Here is a 14740-nt window from a genome sequence, read left to right on the forward strand (position 1 = left end):
AAAGCGTTGGCCCGTTAGGGCAAGGCTTTAATGAGCCGAGTCATGCAGCCAATACACCTGCAACGTGAAGTATGACGGGTATAGTGATAATGACGCGATGAAATAAAATAGTGGGTCATGGTTGTAAACACGTGTTCTGTATTGCGATTAATTTGGGGTAGCGCGAGAATCCAGTCATCGGCATTTATCATGATAATTCCGGTAAAACCGGGCTGGTTGGCATAACTGAGTGAGATTTTTTTGGCAAATCACGCATGATGAACCGTGAGGGATTTGCTTTTTGGTAATGATAATGGGGCGTTAGTGTAATCCGTTCTCTTTTTTCATAGTGCGCGTGCACTGTGCTTGTGTTTCTCATTTCAGCAACCTATGCCGATAAGATTGCCGACTGACTCAGCCCACGGGGTACTATCTGGGGTGAGCCTCGGTTTGTGTGTCGCGGCAAACCGCAATGATCCGCTATGTTTATCCGTCATACTTCAAGTTGCCAGCCTGCTGTCTTGCAACTCGGATTATTTAGGGTATAGCGATGATAGCTCGAATAAAGTTAGTGTGATAATAGTGTCGTTAAATAACAAAAATAACGTTATCTGGACGCCTGCCCAGTCCGTATTCATCCCATAATGAGATGCGTCAAAGAGAACCGATAAGCGGAGAAAGAACGTGCACGAGCATTTCAGAGGAAAATATGAAGTTGAATTAAAATTTCGTATTCAGGATATTACCGCATTTCGTGAGAATTTATTCAGTCATCATCCTGAATCATTTGTATTCGAAAACAAGGAATACGATATTTACTATGACGCTACGGATAAATCATTAACCCGGCAGAATATCAGTATGTTATTGCGCCGTATGGCACCATCAGGCATCAAACTCTGGATTGTAAAAGGTCCCAGCGCCAGGCGCTGCGAGGTGGTGAATGTGGAGTCGTTCGACATGACGGACAGTATGCTGAAAACGCTGGGGTTTCAGCCCATCTTTGAAGTGAATAAAACCCGCAGTATTTATTTTCTCGATCGCTTCCATATCACGATGGACTATATCGAGTCGCTGGGGCATTTCGTGGAAATCTCCTGTATGACGGAAGATGAAACGGAGCTGGATATACTGGGCGAAAGCTGTACGGATTGCGCTTTGCGGTTGGGGCTGGATATGGACAATATCGAAACCCGTTCCTACCGCCAGTTGCTGGGGTATTAAGCGCGATAGCGGGGCGTAATTAATATAACCAGAGCGAAATATAACCTGAACGCCCGGCGCTGCCGGGCGAGCTGAGCCGATGATGGCATCTCCGGTTAATTATCAGACGGGGTGTCGTCGCCGTAATAGAGTTTGCCGATGCGGATGATATCGCGGCCCTGCGCCTTACGGTGTTTGTTGGTATCGCGCAGCGAATAGATGCAACCGCAGTACTCTTGCTGATAGAAGCGCTCCCGCTTGCTGATTTCAATCATGCGTGCCGAGCCGCCGCCTTTACGCCAGTTATAGTCCCAGTAGGTCATGCCAGGATAGCGGCTGGCAGCGGTGACGCCGCACTGGTTGATTTGCTGCATATTCTTCCAGCGGGAAATGCCCAACGAGCTGGAGATAACCGCAAAGCCATGTTCATGGGCATACAGTGCGGTACGCTCAAAACGCATGTCAAAGCACATGGTGCAACGAACACCGCGTTCTGGCTCCCATTCCATGCCTTTAGCGCGCTCGAACCAGTTGTCGCTGTCGTAATCTGCATCAACAAAGGGGACGCCATGCTGTTCGGCAAAACGGATATTCTCTTCCTTGCGGATCAGGTATTCACGCTGTGGGTGAATGTTCGGGTTATAAAAGAAAATGGTGTAATCGATGCCGGAGGCCGTAATGGCTTCCATTACTTCGCCGGAGCAAGGGGCGCAACAGGAGTGCAGCAACAGTTTGTTGGCCTGGTGGGGCAGTGTCAGCACCGGGCGCTGAAACCCCTCGGTCTGTTCCTTGTCGGACACGGTTTCATCCTTTTTTATCGTCGGTGGTCTACAGGGTCGTCGAGGTGTCGCCCGGTCTGGCTGCCGGGTCGATACACTCGGCCAGTATCCGTTATCATCAATCGGATGACAACCGCCGGGCAGTGCGGTGACACGGCTGTCAAACTTTGTCACAAAGCTTTTTCAGCTGGCGGAGTGCGCACTATCCTGGGGCGCATTATAATGCGTCGTTCTCTTTTTTCAGTTAACAGTACACTGTTTAAGCTATTGAATAATGAATAAAAAATTTCGGCTTGCTGCTGTAAGCCTGCTGTTGCTTTCCGCGCCTGTCTGGTTTGTACCGCAGGCCGTCGCTAAAACGCCTGCGACACAACATGTCACATCCCGTCAGGAGATTGCTTCCGGTAGCGCGATGGTGGTGGATTTACGTAATAACGAGGTGCTTTATTCCAGTAATCCGGATGTGGTAGTGCCGATTGCCTCGGTCACCAAACTGATGACCGCTATGGTCGTGCTGGATGCCAATCAGCCGCTGGACGAGCGTCTTTCTGTTGACATTAGCCAGACCAAAGAGATGCAAGGGGTGTATTCCCGCGTGCGTCTGGGCAGTGAAATCAGCCGCCACGACATGTTGTTGCTGGCGTTGATGTCATCGGAAAACCGTGCGGCGGCCAGCCTGGCGCATCACTACCGTGGTGGCTATCAGGCATTTATTGCGGCGATGAACGCCAAAGCCAAAGCCTTAGGCATGACGCATACCCACTATGTGGAGCCGACTGGTATCTCCACCAGTAATGTGTCCACCGCCCGCGACCTGACCAAGCTGCTGATCGCGTCTAAACAGTACCCGTTGTTGAGCCAGCTCAGTACGACGCAGGAAAAGACGGCGGTGTTCTCCAATCCGTCTTATAGCTTGCCGTTTCGTAATACCAACCATCTGATCTATCGCTCAGACTGGAATATTCAATTGACCAAAACCGGTTTTACCAATCAGGCTGGTCACTGTCTGGTGATGCGCACGGTGATCAACGGGCGGCCGGTGTCGTTGGTGGTGCTGGATGCGTTTGGCAAGTTCACCCACTTCGCCGATGCCAACCGCCTGCGCAACTGGCTGGAAACCGGCAAGGTTAGCCCAGTGCCGGAGGCGGCGCTGAGCTACAAGAAACAGAAGTCACTGGCATCACGCCAGCCACACAGCGCCGACGTGACGGCCGCTGTGGACGAGTAACCGACAGGATAGGGCGGCGCTACGGTGTCGCCCGCCAGTCCTGTACAATCTGCCCCCATTCCGCGACCTCTTCTTCATGACTCGCTTCGCGCCAGGTTTCCGCCAGCGCCTGCTGATACCATAACTGCATCATCGGCTGTGCCAGCAGATGTTGTGCGTAACGCTCAGCCTCGCCGGTCAGCGCCAGACCATAGGTTTGCGCCCGGAACACCACCGGGGCGAAAAACGCGTCTACCGCGCTGAACTGCGCCCCCGCCAGGAATGGCCCGCCAAACCGTTGTATGCCTTCCTGCCAGAGCTGATTGAGCCTGGCGATATCGCTCTGCAACGCAGGGGTGATGGCGTGTAGCTTCACGCGTATGCCGCAACTCATCGAACACTGGTTGCGCAGTGCACTAAAGCCGGAATGCATCTCTGCCGCTGCGCTTCTCGCCCAGGCACGGGCGGTTTTATCCTGCGGCCAGACCAACGGGTGGTTCTCCGCCAGATACTCGGTGATAGCCAACGAATCCCAGACGGTGATGTCGCCATCCACCAGGCAGGGTACTTTGCCGGTCGGTGAGAAGGTTTTGAAGGCGGTCTGAACCGGGCCGAACGCAAACGGCGTCAGTACCTCTTCAAACGGGACATCCAGCGTTTTTAGCAGGATCCAGGGGCGCAGCGACCAGGATGAATAATTTTTGTTGGCGATGTGCAACTGATACATGTTTTCCTCCGTGGAGCGATAAGGCGATGAGCCGAGCCCTCTAGATGTATCATGAAATCAATGATGTGGCATCGCCTGATCACGCAGGAAAACGGCTCAGGCTAAGAGCACCTGCCCGCACGTGGCCTGCAAGGCTGGAAAGTCACTATTGTCCGCGCTGGTGCTGTCGGTGATCAGTATGTCGATATCGGTGGGGGAAGCATAAATAATACGGCTGGTTACGCCGACCTTGCTATGGTCTGCCAGCATGATGCGCTGCCTGGCGCAGCGCGCCATCGCCCCGGCAATCGCCGCTTCATGATGGGAAAAACTGCTGGCACCGGATTGACTGGCGATACCGACCGGCGACAACAGGGCGACATCAGCGCGATAACGCTGGATTTCCGTCACCGTCAGTGCACCGCTGGTAGCCTGTGCGGATGCGCCCATGTGCCCGCCAAGCAGAATCACTTCGTGTGATAAGCGTTCGTCAGCGTCGTCGGCGGTGAGTTTTAACGCTACGTTCAGGCTGTTGGTGATGATGGTCATGCCTGGAAGCGGGAGTAGTTCGCCTGCCAGCAGCGCGGTGGTACTACCGGCGTCGATAAATAGTGTTTGTCCGGGTTTCAACTGTTGTGCCGCCCGCCGGGCTATCGCCAGCTTTTCCTGTTCCCGCACGGTGTTGCGCACCGATAACGGCGGCTCCGGTTCCGTACCGGTCGCAACGATCCCGCCGTGCACCCGGCGCAGCACACCCTGAGCCTCCAGCTTGAGCACATCACGCCGCACGGTTTCCCGCGATACCCCCAGATGCTGAATGATGTGATCGGTCGTGACCCGGTTAAGGGACGACAGCAGCAGGCGGATACGGTGCAAGCGGGTTTCTTCAAGCATTAGCGGGCGTTCTCTTGGTCAGGTGTCGGTCGCGGCCATTATAACGGCAAGACGGCGGACGAGCAGGTTCGGCAGAGGATAAACTGATTTGTGTAAATTTGTGCTTTTCAGCATAGCAGGTGTGTAGATTTTGGCAAGGGTGTGGTGTGAATCCTGTGGAAGAAGGGTTTTCTTGTTATTTGTCTATTTTTAATGGCTTTTATTTTTACTGTCTCGGCTGGTGGTCGATATATTTACGCGTTGTGATGATGCCGATTTAGGATACTGTTTGCGGCAAATGAACAGTGTGTATTTTTGTATTTGTGCATTTTATTGCTTTTGGTGTAGGGTAGTGATCATCAGGTGGCACCGGCGAGCCGGTGGTCATTACGCGTTGGGCACATTACTTTCATCTGGAGTCATCATGGCGACACGTTCAACCATTATGGATACCAATAGCTTCCGTGCGGAACATGCGGCAGCACTGACAGACGACATCCGCACGCTGACGGAAAAACGCGGCAGAGTGCTGGGCGATTCTTACCGGTTGTTCTACCGCAATCCGGTGCATCTGGTGCGCGGCGAGAAGCAATATCTGTGGGACGCGGCAGGTAACCAATATCTGGACGTGTACAACAACGTTGCCAGCATCGGTCATTGCCACCCGGCGGTGATTGAGGCGGTGCACGCGCAGATGTGTCAGCTCAACACCCACACCCGTTATCTGCACGATCGTATTCTGGATTACACCGAGGACCTGCTGACGCTGGTGCCGTCGGAAATCACCAAAGCGATGTACATGTGTACCGGTTCCGAGGCCAACGATCTGGCGATTCGGGTGGCGCGCGCCTACAGCGGTGGCACCGGGATTATCGTCACCCGCGAAGCGTACCACGGCACCAGCGAGCTGACCTCTGGCGCGTCGCCCGCGCTGGGCAGCGGTCAGCCGATTGCCGCGACCACCCGGTTAGTACCCGCGCCGGACCGTTACCGCGTAGACGCGCCGGATCTGGGCGTCTGGTTCGCCAATGAAATCCAGAAGCAGATCGATGACATGGCCGCTCACGGCATCAAGTTCGCCGGTTTCCTCGCCGATTCGATTTTCTCCTCCGATGGCGTGCTGCCGGGGCCAGCCGGTTATTTGCAGGCGGCTATTGATGTGGTGCACGCCAACGGCGGCATCTTCATCGCCGACGAAGTGCAACCGGGCTTTGCCCGCACCGGTGATGCCTTCTGGGGCTTTGCCCGTCACGGCATAGTGCCGGACATCATCACCATGGGTAAACCGATGGGTAACGGCATTCCGGTATCGGCATTGCTGGCAAAACCCGAGGTGCTGGCAGCATTTAGCGACGAAATCCCCTATTTCAACACCTTCGGCGGCAACCCGGTATCGATGGCGGCGGCGCAGGCAGTACTGACGGTGATCCGTGAAGAGAAATTGCAGGAACACAGCAAGGTGGTGGGCGCGCAGTTGCTGAAAGAACTGGCCGGATTGGCGGATCGCCACGCCTGTGTCGGCGATGTGCGTGGTGCCGGGTTGTTTATCGGTTTCGAGCTGGTCAGTGATCGCGACAACAAGACGCCGGACAAGACGCGGGCGCTGAACGTGATCGAACAGTTGCGTGAACAGCGGGTGCTGACATCGGTGGCTGGCCCGCACGGCAACGTGCTGAAACTGCGCCCGACGCTGGCATTTCAGGCGCACGATATCGACTGGCTGGTTGGCGCGCTGGACAAGGCGCTGAGCGCCACCGCCTCCTGACTGTGCTACGGCGGCAATGGCAGAAACGGTGCCCTGGCCGCCAGTTAATGCTTCCAAACGGTGTTTCATCCCTCTCAGCCCTTGTGCTGCGTCACACCGTCGGCGGGAAATCGGTGATATCCATTTTTCCGCCGACCGTTTTTATGGCACATTAGCCGCCTTATCAATCACACTCATCGGGCAGTGTGTCGCCCCTAACCGGCAACTGCACAAGGAATTCGCAATAACAATGAAATGGTTTACTCCACTGGCGCTCGCGGTCGGTCTGGCCTGTAGCCCACTTTGGGCGCAAACGCCTCTGCAACAGCCCGCGTTACAGGCGGCTACCGCCCATCAGCAACAACGCGATGCCTTCGTTAGCGATTTAATGAAAAAAATGACGCTGGATGAAAAGATCGGCCAGCTTCGTCTGATCAGTGTCGGCCCGGATAACCCGAAACACGCCATTCGTGAAATGATCCGCAACGGTCAGGTTGGCGGTATTTTTAATACCGTCACCCGGCAGGACATTCGGGTAATGCAGGATCAGGTGATGCAACTGAGCCGCCTGAAAATTCCATTGTTCTTTGCATATGACGTGGTGCACGGTCAGCGTACCGTGTTTCCTATCGGTTTAGGGTTGGCGTCCAGTTGGGACATGAACGCGGTAGCGTTGTCGGCGAAAATTGCTGCTTATGAAGCGACCGAAGATGGCCTGAACATGACCTGGGCACCGATGGTGGATATTACCCGCGATCCGCGCTGGGGCCGTGTTTCCGAAGGTTTTGGCGAAGATACCTACCTGACCAGCGAAATCGCTCGCGTCATGGTGAAAGGCTTTCAGGGGGATGACCTGACTGATCGCCATTCGCTGATGACCAGCGTGAAGCACTACGCGTTGTATGGCGCGGCGGAAGGTGGGCGTGATTACAATACCGTCGATATGAGCCCACAGCGTATGTTCCAGGATTACATGCCACCGTACAAAGCGGCGATCGACGCAGGCAGTTACGGTGTGATGGCGTCGCTCAACTCTATCAACGGCGTGCCCGCTACCGCTAACCGCTGGTTGCTGAAAGACGTGTTACGCGACCAGTGGCATTTTAAAGGCATTACTATCAGCGACCACGGTGCCATCAAAGAGCTGATCAAACACGGTGTGGCGGCGGACCCGAGCGATGCGTCGCGCATTGCGTTGCAGTCCGGTATCGGTATGAGCATGAGCGACGAGTATTTCGTGCGTTATCTGCCGGATCTGGTCAAGCGTGGGCAGGTCAGCATGAAGGACATTGATGACGCCTGCCGCCAGGTGCTGAACATGAAATACGATATGGGGCTGTTTGAGAACCCGTACAACCATCTCGGCCCGGCCGGTTCCGACCCGGTAGACACCAATGCCGAAAGCCGCCTGCACCGCGAAGAAGCGCGTGATGTGGCGCGCCGCAGCCTGGTGCTGCTGAAAAACCGTCTGAATGTTCTGCCGCTGAAAAAATCCGGCACCATTGCGGTGGTGGGGCCGCTGGCGGACAGCAAACGCGACGTGATCGGCAGTTGGTCGGCGGCGGGGCGTCCGGCGCAGGCGGTGACGGTATACGAAGGGATTCGCAAGGCGGTGGGGTATAACGCCCGTGTTTATTACGCCAAAGGCTCTAATGTCACCAACCACCCAGGGCTGGTCCAGTTCCTTAACCAGTATGACCAGTCGGTGGAAATCGACCCGCGCACGCCGCAGGCGATGATTGATGAAGCGGTGGACGTGGCGAAGAAATCCGACGTGGTGATCGCGGTGGTAGGGGAATCCCAAGGGATGGCGCACGAAGCGTCCAGCCGCGCCAAAATCACCATTCCGCCGGAACAGAAGGCGCTGATTACCGCGCTGAAAGCCACCGGCAAGCCGCTGGTACTGGTGCTGATGAACGGCCGTCCGCTGGATCTGAGTCGTGAAGACCAGCAGGCTAACGCGATTCTGGAAACCTGGTTCAGTGGCACCGAAGGCGGTAACGCCATCGCCGATGTGCTGTTTGGCGATTACAACCCGTCCGGTAAGCTGCCGATGACCTTCCCGCGCTCGGTGGGGCAAATCCCGATGTACTACAACCACCTGCCGACCGGTCGTCCGTATTCGGCGGAGGCGCCCAACAAGTACACCTCGCACTATTTTGACGAGGCCAACGGGCCGCTGTATCCGTTCGGTTACGGCCTGAGTTACACCACCTTCGACGTGTCGGAGGTGAAACTCTCCAACCCGACCATGAAACGTAACGGCAGCGTCAAGGCATCGGTCACGGTCACCAATACTGGCAAGTGCGCCGGGGAAACCGTGGTACAGCTTTATCTGCATGACGTGGTGGCATCGGTAAGCCGCCCGGTGAAAGAGCTGCGTGGCTTCCAGAAGGTGATGTTGATGCCGGGTGAAAGCCGTACTCTGACCTTCACCCTGTCGCCGCAGGACCTGATGTTCTACAACGCGCAGATGCAGCAGGTGGCGGAACCGGGCAAGTTTGAGGTGATGATCGGGCTGGATTCCCAGCGTGTGAAAACCGGCAGCTTTACCTTGCTGTAAGCGTTTGTCGAGTAACTTATTGCTGTAGATACACGACGGCCCCTGGGATATGGCAACCAAGGGCCGGGCAGGAAAAACCGGCTGCGCTGCAATAGGCGGCCGGTTCTGACCGGTTAGGCGTCAGCCGCCGTGTACGATGATGATATACCCCACCAGCATCACGCCACCGATGCCACCCAACGCGCAGAGCGCAAACAGGCTGACGATCCCCAATTTTTTGATATTCATCCGGTTATCCTTTTGTTACATCCCGGCCGGTAAATGGTTACGCTCCGGTGATGATTAGGTTCCGGCGATTATAGAGCCTCCTGCACCGGATACAAGCCAACCGCCTTTGTCGGTACTGATTCGTCAATAGTCAGATAAATGTGACAACGTCACAATTATCACTGCTGACGTTGCCGCCGGTCTGTGGGACAATACCGGCCAGATTGAACCACAGTTGAGATGGCATGACCCTTACCCCCGCGTTAAAGCAGCAGATTGGCGACTGGTATAAAGCGCTGCAACAGCAGATTCCCGATTTTGTCTCCCGTGCGCCACAGCGCCAGATGATCGCTGAAGTGGCGAAAGCGCTGGCGGGCGACTACCAACGTCATCTGGTGATTGAAGCGCCGACTGGCGTGGGTAAAACACTTTCCTACCTGATTCCCGGCATTGCCGTTGGGCGAGCAGAGCTGAAAACGCTAGTGGTTAGCACCGCCAATGTCGCGTTGCAGGACCAGATTTTTAACAAGGACTTGCCGCTGCTGCGCCAGTTTATTCCTGAACTGAAATTCACCGCCGCGTTCGGCCGCGGGCGCTATGTGTGCCCGCGTAATCTGGCGGCGATGGCGACCGAGGCATCGGCACAGGGCGATTTGATGCTGTTTATGGATGAGCACTTGCCGTCCAGCCGCGAGGAACAAACCACCAGCGCCCGCTTGCAGCAGGCGCTGCAAAGCTATGCCTGGGACGGCTTGCGCGATCATTGTCAGGAGTCGATCGGCGACGCGCTGTGGCAACGCCTCAGTACCGACAAGGCCAATTGTCTGGGGCGCAACTGCCATTATTACCGCGAGTGCCCGTTCTTTCTCGCCCGCCGGGAAATCGAAGACGCCGATGTGGTGGTGACCAACCACGCGCTGGTGATGGCGGCGATGGAAAGCGATTCGGTGCTGCCGCAGGCGAAAAACATGCTGCTGGTGCTGGACGAAGGCCATCACGTGCCGGATGTGGCGCGCGACGCGCTGGAGATGTCCGGCGAGGTGACGGTCAGCGCGGTGCAACACCAGATGGATCAGCTGATTCAGCAGGTGGGGCTCTGTCTGGCGCAGTTTCCGCCTAAATCGCCACCGCGGCTGATGCAGCCCGACCGGCTGGGGGATCACTGCGGTGAGATACGGGAACAGTTGCAACTGTTCGAACGGCTGAGCAGCCTGTTTTTACCGTCTGCCCAGCCGGACGCCGATTACCGTTTCCCGATGGGGGCCTTGCCAGAAGAGATGCGCGAGTGCTGCAATCGGCTGTTTAAGCTTGCTGATAGCCTGCGCGGACTGGCGGACTACCTGCTCAACGATCTGGCGGAAAAAACTGGCAAGCATGATGTGGTCAAACTGCATCAGGCGATGCTGCGCATCAGCCGCTTGAGTGGTTACTGGGAATCACAGAGCAAGTTATGGCGGCTGGCGGCGCTGGAGAAATCCTCTAACGCGCCGGTGTCGAAATGGCTGCTGCGGGAACGGCGCGACAATCAACTGCACCTGTATTTTCACTGCGCGGGTATCCGCGTGTGCGACCAACTGGACCGGTTGCTGTGGCGCAATCTGTCGCATGTGGTGGTCACCTCGGCGACGCTGCGCTCGCTCAACAGCTTTTCCCGCCTGAAAGAGCTGTCCGGGTTGGACGAAGAAGAGGGCGATACCTTCATCGCGCTGGATTCGCCGTTCAATCACCGCGAGCAGGGTAAACTGGTGATCCCGCGTATGCGCTATGAACCGCTGATCGCGCATGAAGCTGAACATCTTGCCGAGATGGCGCGATTTTTCCGTGCAGAATTGCGGCGGGAAGCCCACAAGGGCATGTTGATGCTGTTCGCCAGCCAGCGGGCAATGCAGCAATTTCTCACCGAAGTGCCCGACCTGCGGCTGATGCTGCTGGTGCAGGGCGATCAACCGCGTTATCGGCTGGTGGAGCTGCACCGCCAGCGGGTACAACAGGGCCAGACCAGCGTGTTGATTGGCCTGCAATCCTTTGCCGAAGGGCTGGATCTCAAAGGCGAACTGTTGTCGCAGGTGCATATCCACAAGATTGCTTTTCCGCCGGTGGACAGCCCGCTTGTCCTCACCGAAGGTGAGTGGCTGAAAAGCCTCAAGCGGCACCCGTTTGTGGTGCAGAGCTTGCCGAGCGCTTCATTCAGCCTGATTCAACAAGTCGGCCGATTGATTCGCAGCCACGACTGCTTCGGTGAAATCGTCATCTATGACCGTCGCTTACTGACCAAAGGGTACGGTGCTCAACTACTGGCCGCCTTGCCGGTGTTTCCTATTGAGCAGCGCGCCATGCCGGATGATGCGTAGCCAACTGAGCGAACGATAAGGCGATTATGTCGACGGGTAGGTGGGCGATTTCGCGCTTCCTCTGCGACCAATTCATGCTATGTTTCCAAACAGTTGTCTTGTTATGACAGGGGTTCGCGCGCGCCTGAACGATGGAACACCGTCCACCTGTCGTCTTACCAATGAGAGCACATCATGGATTACACCCGAATCATTAAAGAGGTTGGCCGCGGCAAAAATCATGCGCGCGACCTGAGTCAGGACACGGCTTATCAGCTTTATGGTCAGATACTGAATGAGCAGGTGCCTGAACTGGAACTGGGTGGGCTGCTGATCGCGTTTCGTATCAAGGGTGAGTCCGAAGCCGAAATGCGCGGTTTCTATCAGGCGATGAGCGAACAGACGGTGCGCCTGTCCGCACCGGTCAGCAGCCCGATGCCGGTGGTGATCCCCAGTTATAACGGTGCCCGTAAGCAGGCCAACCTGACGCCATTATTGGCGTTGCTGCTCCATCGGCTGGGGCTGCCGGTGGTGGTGCACGGCGTGAGCAACGACCCGACCCGTGTCACCAGCGAGGCGATTTTTCGGGAACTGGGTATCGCGCCGGTGGATAACGCGCAGGCCGCGCAGCAGCGCCTCGACAGGGGCGAGCTGGTATTAATGCCGGTGTCGCTATTGTGCCCCGCCATTGAGCGACAGTTGGATCTACGCTGGCGTATGGGGGTGCGTAACAGCGCCCATACACTGGCTAAATTAGCTACCCCCTTCGATGAGTCGACAGCGCTGCGGCTGGCGAGCGTGTCGCACCCGGAGTACGTTGGCCGGGTCGGCACGTTTTTTCAGGACATTAACGGACGTGCCTTGTTGATGCACGGCACCGAAGGCGAGGTTTACGCGAATCCGCAGCGTTGCCCGGAAATTCATTTCATCCGTGAGCAACAGCAGGACATCCTGCAATGGCGGCAGGATCTCGTGGCAGACAGCACGGCGTTGCCTTCATCGAAGGATGCTGCCATCACCGCCCGTTGGACCGAGGCGTGCCTGGAAGGTCAACAGCCGATACCACAGGCGATTCGCCTGCAACTGGCGTGCTGTCTGATTGGATGCGGCGAGGCTGCATCAATGGATCAGGCTGTGTCGGCAATCCAGGAGCGACTGGGTTGATCGTAACGATTAGCGATAAGGAACAATAACATGCAACAGGCTAAGGCGTATTTTGACGCCCTGAACCGCGATTATCTGGCGGCGCATCAAACCAAAGAAGATCTGTTCTGGCAGCGTTATATGGGAACCGGCGATGAGACGGTTTCCGCCCGTTTCGCCGAAGCAGAAAGCGACTGGAAGCGTTTTATCTCGCAATCATCCCGACTGGCTGAGTTGCGACAGCACATCGCCGCTGTTGAGGCTGAGCCTGCTCATGACGCGCGCGATGCGTTGTTGCATGGCTTACGTGGCTGGCAGCGCTTTTTTGACTGCAATGTGATTGAAGACCCGCAGGCACAAGCGCTGATGGATGAGTTAATCGCCGCCGAAAACGATCTGTTTTCCCGGCGCAAAACCTATCAGCCAACCCACCTCAATGAGCAGGGCGAGCGGGTTCCCGCCTCGCTGGGTGAGCTGCTGACCAATCAGGCCACCAATGATGACGAGGCGTGTCGCCGCAGTTCGCAGCAGGCGCTGCGCGACCTGGAGCAATGGCTGGTCAATCACGGCTTCCCGGCGCTGGTTGGCCTGCGTAACCGTTTTGCCCGGCAAATGGGGTATCGCAACTATTTTGATTACAAGGTGAACAAAACCGAGCGTATGACGCCGGAACAACTGTTCGCTATTCTGGACCGTTTTGAAGCGCAAACGCGAGACGCTAACCTGCGCAGCCTGCGTCAGCTGGCAGAGGAAAAAGGCGAGGCGGCGTTGCAGCCGTGGAACGTGCGTTACGCCAGCACTGGCGACGTTACCCGTCAGATGGACCCTTACTTCCCGTTTGCCGCATCGCTGTCGCGTTGGATCAATAGCTTCAAGCGCCTGCATATCGGTTTTAGCGGCGCGCAGATGCAACTCGACTTGCTGGTGCGCAAAGGCAAATATGAAAACGGCTTTATGCATCAACCGGTGCCGCCGTTTGTCGACGAGGGGCAGTGGTTGCCCGCCCGCATCAACTTCACCAGCCTGGCTCAGCCGGATCAGGTCGGTAGCGGTGCCAACGGTATCAATACGTTGTTTCATGAGGGCGGCCATGCCGCGCATTTTTCGAATATCCGTCAGAATGCGCCCTGTTTTGCCCAGGAGTATCCGCCAACGTCGATGGCTTACGCCGAAACCCAGTCGATGTTTTGCGATAGTCTGCTGCAGGATGCCGACTGGCTGAAACGCTATGCGCATAACGCACAGGGTGAGCCGGTTCCCGATGCCTTAATTCAGGCCGATATTCGTGCTCGTCAACCGATGCGGGCCTTCAACGAACGTCATATTCTGCTGGTGCCGTATTTTGAATGGCAACTGTACTGCATGGATGACGCGGAACGAACGCCTGAGGCGATTTTGCAACTGGCGCGCGACACTGAACAGCGCATTCTCGGCATCAACGGCAGCCCGCGTCCGACCATGGCGATTCCGCATCTGTTATCGATGGAACCAGCCTGTTCGTATCAGGGGTATCTGCTGGCGATGATGGCGGTGGAACAAACGCGGCATTTCTTCCTGCAACGTGATGGTTACCTGACCGATAACCCGGCTATCGGACCGGATCTGGCGCGCCATTACTGGCAGCCTGGCAACAGCCTGACCCATGATGAAACCCTGCGCAGCCTGACTGGCGAAGGGTTCAACCCGGATTATCTGGCCCGCGAATGTAACCTGACGGTGGAGGAGGCGTGGCAACAGGCGCAGGCGACGATTGCCGCTGCAATGACGCGTCCGCAGCCTGCGGCGGACTTTGACCTTAACGCGCATATCCAGGTGGTGGACGGCGATGTGGTGTTGGCGGACAACCGGGACGGTGATGACGCCATGTGCCTGGCGTTCGCCCACGTCATTGAAGACACGTACCCGATTCATCGCTGAGTGTTTCAGGCGCGGTGGCTTCACCACCGCGCCTGTGTGATGTCATCTGCATCCATTATTCTTTTGTATCGCTAAACCGGTACGGCTCT

Annotated in this window: 11 protein-coding genes; 7 read left to right on the plus strand and 4 right to left on the minus strand. The window is 56.4% G+C overall.

The features are described from left to right. Positions 1 to 663 precede the first annotated feature (663 nt). Entirely contained in the window at positions 664 to 1203 is a 540-nt protein-coding gene (gene cyaB / locus OB87_RS04610; RefSeq protein ID WP_033568267.1) for a class IV adenylate cyclase, read from the plus strand. 95 nt (positions 1204 to 1298) lie between these two features. Here the strand turns inward: cyaB and OB87_RS04615 are convergent, their stop codons facing one another. After that, positions 1299 to 1982 (minus strand): epoxyqueuosine reductase QueH, encoded by a 684-nt coding sequence (locus tag OB87_RS04615; protein ID WP_033568268.1) that lies wholly within the window; start codon positions 1980 to 1982, stop codon positions 1299 to 1301. Positions 1983 to 2235: 253 nt separating this feature from the next. Here OB87_RS04615 and pbpG point away from each other — a divergent pair, with 253 nt between their 5' ends. Next, positions 2236 to 3189, plus strand: coding sequence for a D-alanyl-D-alanine endopeptidase (pbpG, locus tag OB87_RS04620; RefSeq protein WP_033568269.1), 954 nt, complete (start codon positions 2236 to 2238; stop codon positions 3187 to 3189). A 19-nt stretch (positions 3190 to 3208) separates the two neighbouring features. On the opposite strand, the gene OB87_RS04625 is transcribed toward pbpG, so the two are convergent. Further along, a complete protein-coding gene (locus tag OB87_RS04625) occupies positions 3209 to 3895 on the minus strand; it encodes a glutathione S-transferase family protein (protein ID WP_033568270.1) in 687 nt (228 codons plus the stop codon). Positions 3896 to 3991: 96 nt separating this feature from the next. Further along, positions 3992 to 4768, minus strand: a complete 777-nt coding sequence (locus OB87_RS04630) for a DeoR/GlpR family DNA-binding transcription regulator (protein WP_033568271.1) — start codon at positions 4766 to 4768, stop codon at positions 3992 to 3994. A 403-nt stretch (positions 4769 to 5171) separates the two neighbouring features. Here OB87_RS04630 and OB87_RS04635 point away from each other — a divergent pair, with 403 nt between their 5' ends. Together OB87_RS04635 and bglX are read left to right on the plus strand one after the other, a co-directional pair. Continuing rightward, positions 5172 to 6512 (plus strand): aspartate aminotransferase family protein, encoded by a 1341-nt coding sequence (locus OB87_RS04635; RefSeq protein ID WP_033568272.1) that lies wholly within the window; start codon positions 5172 to 5174, stop codon positions 6510 to 6512. A gap of 229 nt (positions 6513 to 6741) precedes the next feature. Next, positions 6742 to 9054, plus strand: coding sequence for a beta-glucosidase BglX (gene bglX / locus OB87_RS04640; RefSeq protein ID WP_033568273.1), 2313 nt, complete (start codon positions 6742 to 6744; stop codon positions 9052 to 9054). A 120-nt stretch (positions 9055 to 9174) separates the two neighbouring features. On the opposite strand, the gene OB87_RS20985 is transcribed toward bglX, so the two are convergent. Then, positions 9175 to 9282, minus strand: a complete 108-nt coding sequence (locus OB87_RS20985; protein ID WP_033568274.1) for a membrane protein — start codon at positions 9280 to 9282, stop codon at positions 9175 to 9177. A 224-nt stretch (positions 9283 to 9506) separates the two neighbouring features. Between OB87_RS20985 and dinG the strand changes: the two genes are divergently transcribed. The 3 genes from dinG (at position 9507) to OB87_RS04660 (ending at position 14651) form a co-directional block, all read left to right on the plus strand. Beyond that, positions 9507 to 11612: an ATP-dependent DNA helicase DinG gene (gene dinG, locus OB87_RS04650; protein WP_033568275.1), complete on the plus strand. Its 2106-nt coding sequence runs from the start codon at positions 9507 to 9509 to the stop codon at positions 11610 to 11612. Between the two features lie 174 nt (positions 11613 to 11786). After that, on the plus strand, positions 11787 to 12755 hold the full coding sequence (ybiB, locus tag OB87_RS04655; protein WP_033568276.1) for a DNA-binding protein YbiB: 969 nt from the start codon (positions 11787 to 11789) through the stop codon (positions 12753 to 12755). A gap of 30 nt (positions 12756 to 12785) precedes the next feature. Continuing rightward, the gene (locus OB87_RS04660) at positions 12786 to 14651 is read left to right on the plus strand and encodes a M3 family metallopeptidase (RefSeq protein ID WP_033568277.1); all 1866 of its coding nucleotides are present in this window, start codon (positions 12786 to 12788) and stop codon (positions 14649 to 14651) included. The last annotated feature ends 89 nt before the right edge of the window (positions 14652 to 14740 follow it).

The sequence above is a fragment of the Dickeya undicola genome (assembly GCF_000784735.1).
In the GTDB taxonomy this organism is placed as follows: domain Bacteria; phylum Pseudomonadota; class Gammaproteobacteria; order Enterobacterales; family Enterobacteriaceae; genus Dickeya; species Dickeya undicola.